Source organism: Streptomyces sp. SID14515 (assembly GCF_010548505.1).
GTDB classification, from domain to species: Bacteria; Actinomycetota; Actinomycetes; order Streptomycetales; family Streptomycetaceae; genus Streptomyces; species Streptomyces caviscabies.
Window position 1 is genome coordinate 1 of the sequence record NZ_JAAGMH010000146.1, and the last position, 4826, is coordinate 4826.

Genomic DNA, 4826 nt, shown 5'->3' on the forward strand with positions numbered 1-4826 from the left:
CGAGCAGCCAGCCCCGCAGCCACCCCCGGCTCCCCGGCCAAAGGCCGCAGACGCTCAGCCCACGCACCCAACGCAGACTCCGACCGAGCCGACAACAACCACGGCTCCACACCAGCAAGCCCAGACACAGCCGGCACAACAGACGTAACAGGCACAGGAACAGACAGCTCAGGCGCCTGCTCCAGAATCACGTGCGCGTTCGTCCCACTGATCCCGAACGACGACACACCCGCCCGACGCGGACGCCCCACCTCAGGCCAGACACGCTCCTCCGTCAACAACTCGACCGCACCCGCCGACCAGTCCACATGCGACGACGGCTCATCCACATGCAACGTCCGCGGCAACACCCCATGCCGCATCGCCATCACCATCTTGATCACACCAGCCACACCAGCAGCAGCCTGCGTATGACCCAGATTCGACTTCAACGACCCAAGCCACAGCGGCTCCTCACGCCCCTGCCCATACGTCGCCAACAACGCCTGCGCCTCAATCGGATCACCCAACGTCGTACCCGTACCGTGACCCTCCACCGCATCCACATCAGAAGACGACAACCGCGCATTCGCCAACGCCTGCCGAATCACCCGCTGCTGCGAAGGACCATTCGGCGCCGTCAACCCATTCGACGCACCATCCTGATTAACCGCACTCCCCCGCACCACCGCCAGCACACGATGCCCAAGACGCTCCGCATCCGACAACCGCTCCAACAGCACCAGGCCGACACCCTCGGCCATACCAGTGCCATCAGCCGCATCAGCAAACGCCTTACACCGACCATCCCCAGCCAACCCGTTCTGCCGGGAGAAGGCGACAAACGTAGCCGGACTCACCATTGCAGTGACCCCGCCGGCCAGGGCGAGGGTGCACTCACCGTTACGCAGCGACTGCGCGGCCAGATGCAGCGCCACCAACGACGACGAACACGCCGTATCCACACTGATCGCCGGACCCTCAAGACCCAGCGTGTACGCGACCCGACCGGAAATGACGCTGCCGGAGTTCCCTGTCATGGCATAGCCCTCTACGCCGTCGGGGCTCGCTGCTCCGCTGGAGAGGAGAGCTCCGTACTCCTGGGCCATGACTCCGGCGAAGACTCCGGTCCGGCTGCCCCGCAACGATGCCGGATCGATCCCCGACCGCTCGAACGCCTCCCACGACGTCTCCAGCAACAACCGCTGCTGCGGATCCATCGCCACCGCTTCCCGCGGCGAAATCCCGAAGAAGCCCGGGTCGAAACCAGCTACGTCATCCAGGAACCCGCCTACTCGGACGTACGACGTCCCCGCGTGGTCAGGGTCCTCGTGGTACAGCCCGGCCAGGTCCCATCCTCGATCGTCGGGGAACTCGGCAATCGCGTCTCCGCCTTCAGATATCAACTGCCATAGTTCCTCGGCCGAACCGATGCCTCCGGGGTAACGGCAGGCCATGCCCACGATCGCAATCGGCTCATCAGCTGCTGCCACTACGGTAGGTGCGATGGGCTCGGTCCGGTCACCGGCCAGCTCCGCCCAGAGGTGCCGTGCCAGCGCCTCCGGAGTCGGGTAGTCGAAGACCAGCGTGGCCGGCAGCCTCAGGCCCGTAACGTGACCAAGCCGGTTGCGCAACTCGACCGCGGTGACCGAATCGAAGCCCAGATCTCGGAACGCCTGGCTGGTGTCCACCAGAGTGGGCGACGGGTGTCCCAGCACCGTGGCCACCTCGGCCCTGAGCACCTCGGTCAGTTCGGCCTCGTCCCGGAACCGAGGTACGGTGCCGCCGCTTTCCGTGGACCTGGGCCGTGGCGTGCGGATTAGGCCACGCAGCAAGGGAGGCACCGAGGGCTGTTTACGCAGGGTGGGAAGGTCGAGCCGGACCGGCACCAGGGTCGCGGCGTCGCTTGCCAGCGCGGTGTCGAGCAGAGCCAGTCCGTCCTCGGCGGACAGGGGGAGGATCCCCGCCCGGCCGATCCGGGCGTGGTCCGCCTCCCCGAGAGCAGCCGTCATACCGCCACGCTCGGCCCACAGGCCCCAGGCAAGAGAGGTGGCGGGCAGGCCCTGCGTGTGCCGCCATTCCGCCAACGCGTCCAGGTAGGCGTTGGCAGCGGCGTAGTTGGCCTGACCGACGCTGCCGAAAGTCCCCGCCGCCGAGGAGAAGAGACAGAACGCGGCCAGGTCCATGTGTTGGGTCAACTCATGCAGGTTCCAGGCCGCGCTTGCCTTGGGACGCAGTACCGTTTCCAGCCGGTCGGGGGTCAGTTCGGTGAGCACACCGTCGTCGAGTACGCCTGCTGTATGCACCACGGCGGTCAGCGGATGCTCGGTCGGGATGGCGTCCAGTACGGCGGACAGTTCGTCACGATCTGCCACGTCGGCAGTGGCCAGCGTCACTTCGGCGCCCAGCTCGGACAGTTGTGTCACCAAGTCCTCGGCTCCGGGGGCGTCCGCGCCACGACGGCTCAGCAGGATCAAGTGCTTGATGTGGTGTTCGGCCACCAAGTGCCTGGCGACCAGGCGTCCGAGGACACCGGTCCCACCGGTGATGAGCACGCTGCTCTGTGGATCCAGCGCCCGGGCCGAGGGCTGGGCCTGCCGAGTGACCCGTGCCAGGCGCGGCACGTACGCCGAGCCCTTCCGCACCGCCAGCTGTGTCTCGCCCGTCACCAGAACAGCGGGCAGTGCCCGGACCGATTCCTCGTTGCCGTCGAGGTCGAGCAGCACGAACTGGTCAGGGTGTTCGGACTGCGCCGAGCGGACCAGGCCCCACACCGGCGCATCCACCAGCGAGGGGGCATCGGAGTGCACCGCATTGTGCGTGATCAGCACCAGTCGGCTACGCGTAGACCGCTCCTCGGCGAGCCACCACTGCATTATCTCCAGTGTCCGGGCACAGGACTCACCCGGGCTCGTCGCGCCGACGGCCGGAGCGGCCAGGATCAGGTCTGCTTCCTCATACGCTTCGGCGAGCTGGATACCGGCGGCCGTCAGGGCGTCGGCCAGGCCGGTGTCATGGGCGGCGGCCCGGAAGGCCGCGTGGTCGGCCGACGGGCTCGGCACAGCGGTCCACTCCACCTCGAGCAGTGGCGGCAGCTTCTGCTTTGAGAGCACGTTGCCTGTGGAGACCGGCCTCAGGGCCAGAGAATCCACGGTCGCGATCACGGTGCCATTGCCGTCCGCGACCAGCAGAGACAGCGTGCCGGGGTGGCTGGACTCGGACAGTCGCACCCGCAGCCTTGTTGCGCCGGAAGCGTAGAGCGACACACCGCTCCAGGAGAAGGGAAGTTGGGCGGCGCCACCCCCGTCCCCGAGACCCATCACATGGAGTGCCGCATCCAGGAGCGCGGGATGCAGGCCGTAGCGGTCGGCCTCATCGAGTGGTTCGGGCACGATTTCGGCAAACAAATCCGTTCCCCGGCGCCAGACCGCGCCTACGCCCTGGAACGAGGGTCCGTAATCCAGCCCCAGATCTGCCAGCCGACCATACAGCCCGTCAGTATCCACCGGAACAGCATCCTGGGGCGGCCATGTCCGGAGCTCGGTCGGTTGCGCTGCGTCAGCGACGGTCAGAGTGCCACTGGCATGGCGGATCCATGGTTCGTCATGATCGGAGCCCTCCTGCTGCCCGTAGACGGTCAGTGCCCGGCGCCCGGCCGAATCGGGACCCTCCAGCACCAGTTGCAGGTTGACCGTGTCCGCATCGTCCAGCACCAGTGGGGTGTGCAGGGTCAGCTCTTCGATTCGCCCGCAGTCCACCTGGTCGCCGGCTCGGATGGCGAGCTCGACGAATGCTGTGCCGGGCAGGATGGCCGTGCCCTCAACAACATGATCAGCAAGCCAGGGATGTGTACCAAGAGAAAGCCGACCGGTGAAAAGCACCCCATCACCATCGGCCAACGTCACCGCTGCACCCAGCAACGGATGACCCAGACCATTCAGACCAAGACCGGCCGCATCCGTAACACCCGCAGACCGCGGCAACCAGTAACGCTGATGCTGGAATGGATAGGTAGGCAGATCAACACGCGGACCCGCCGGCACCAACGACGACCAATCCACCTCCACCCCATGAACCCACGCCTCGGCCACACTGGCCACAACCCGATCCCAACCCCCCTCACCACGACGCAACGTACCCAACGCCACCGCATCAACCCCCGCCTCATCAAAACCCTCGACAAGACCAGGAACCAACACAGGATGCGGACTCACCTCCACAAACACACCGAACCGCTGCTCCAGCACAGCATCAACCGCCGACCGGAAACACACCCGCTCCCGCAAATTCCGATACCAATAATCACCCCCAAGCTCCGCACCACCCACCAAACCACCCGTCACCGTGGAATAAAACGGCACCACCGAATCCCGCGCCTCCACCCCCTCCAACAAACCCAACAACTCCGACTCAAGCGCCTCCACCTGCGAAGAATGCGACGCATAATCCACAGACACCCGCCGCACCCGAACCCGCTCGGCCTCACACACACCGAGCAACTCCTCCAACGCAGCAACATCCCCCGACACCACCACCGACCCAGGACCATTCACCGCCGCAACCGACAACCGCCCAGGCCAACGACCAACCAACCCCTCCACCTCAACCAACCCAGCACCAACCGAAACCATCCCCCCCGAACCCGCCAACCGCCTCCCGATCAACCCACTACGCAACGCCACCACACGCGCCGCATCCTCCAAAGACAACACACCCGCCACACACGCAGCCGCGATCTCCCCCTGCGAATGCCCCACCACCGCACCAGGCACCACACCACACGACCGCCACACCTCAGCCAACGACACCATCACCGCCCACAACGCCGGCTGCACCACATCCACCCG

1 protein-coding gene is annotated in these 4826 nt (G+C 66.2%); it reads right to left on the bottom strand.

Features of this window, described 5'->3' with window-relative positions:
• The coding region (locus G3I54_RS37350) for a type I polyketide synthase (protein ID WP_239144771.1) at positions 1-4790 on the bottom strand (4790 nt) is incomplete at its 3' end.
• Positions 4791-4826 lie beyond the last annotated feature (36 nt).